The organism is Clostridium psychrophilum (assembly GCF_018861705.1).
Lineage (GTDB): Bacteria > Bacillota > Clostridia > Clostridiales > Clostridiaceae > Clostridium_AD > Clostridium_AD psychrophilum.
Genome location: NZ_JAHLEC010000265.1, coordinates 1 through 822 on the forward strand (window position 1 = coordinate 1; position 822 = coordinate 822).

The 822-nt window shown below is 41.5% G+C and carries 2 tRNA genes and 2 rRNA genes; all 4 read left to right on the forward strand.

The features are described 5' to 3' along the window. Positions 1-97, forward strand: a 16S ribosomal RNA gene (locus KPL38_RS19380); the annotation flags it as partial. Between the two features lie 142 nt (positions 98-239). Beyond that, positions 240-315, forward strand: a tRNA-Ala gene (locus KPL38_RS19385). A gap of 5 nt (positions 316-320) precedes the next feature. Beyond that, positions 321-397, forward strand: a tRNA-Ile gene (locus KPL38_RS19390). Positions 398-570: 173 nt separating this feature from the next. Then, positions 571-822 (forward strand): 23S ribosomal RNA (locus KPL38_RS19395); the annotation flags it as partial.

The following is an 822-nucleotide window of genomic DNA, read 5'->3' on the forward strand; positions in this document are numbered from 1 at the left end:
AACCGTAAGGAGTCAGCGGCCGAAGGTGGGATCGGTGATTGGGGTGAAGTCGTAACAAGGTAGCCGTAGGAGAACCTGCGGCTGGATCACCTCCTTTCTAGGGAGTAGAAACATTGACTTCGGTCGATGTTAAAGAAGAATTTAATTATTCTTCAAAATCTATTGTAATTAATCGTACCTATTTTCTGTTTAATTTTGAGAGACCAAGTAGTTTCTCATAAAAATTAGATTTTAATAATGGGGGTATAGCTCAGCTGGGAGAGCACCTGCCTTGCACGCAGGGGGTCAAGGGTTCGATTCCCTTTACCTCCACCATTAATGGGTCTATAGCTCAGCTGGTTAGAGCGCACGCCTGATAAGCGTGAGGTCGATGGTTCGAGTCCATCTAGACCCACCATTTATGTTCTTTGAAAATTGCACAGTGTAATAAAGTTGTTTAAAAAAATTTAGATTACGTATACGGATTGTAAAATCCAAGTAAGTAGTTAATAATTTATTTAATACAATTTCGCAATGTTAATATTTTAATAAGAAGTAATATAATTGTTTATGCAAATAAACAAGATTTAAGGTCAAGCTACAAAGGGCGCATGGCGAATGCCTTGGCACTAGGAGCCGAAGAAGGACGCGTTAAGCTGCGATAAGCTTTGGGTAGGCGCAAATAGCCAGTGATCCAAAGATTTCCGAATGGGGGAACCCACATAGCGTAAGCTATGTACTGCATACTGAATAAATAGGTATGCAGGGGTAGACCCGGGGAACTGAAACATCTAAGTACCCGGAGGAAGAGAAAGAAACATCGATTTCCTAAGTAGCGGCGAG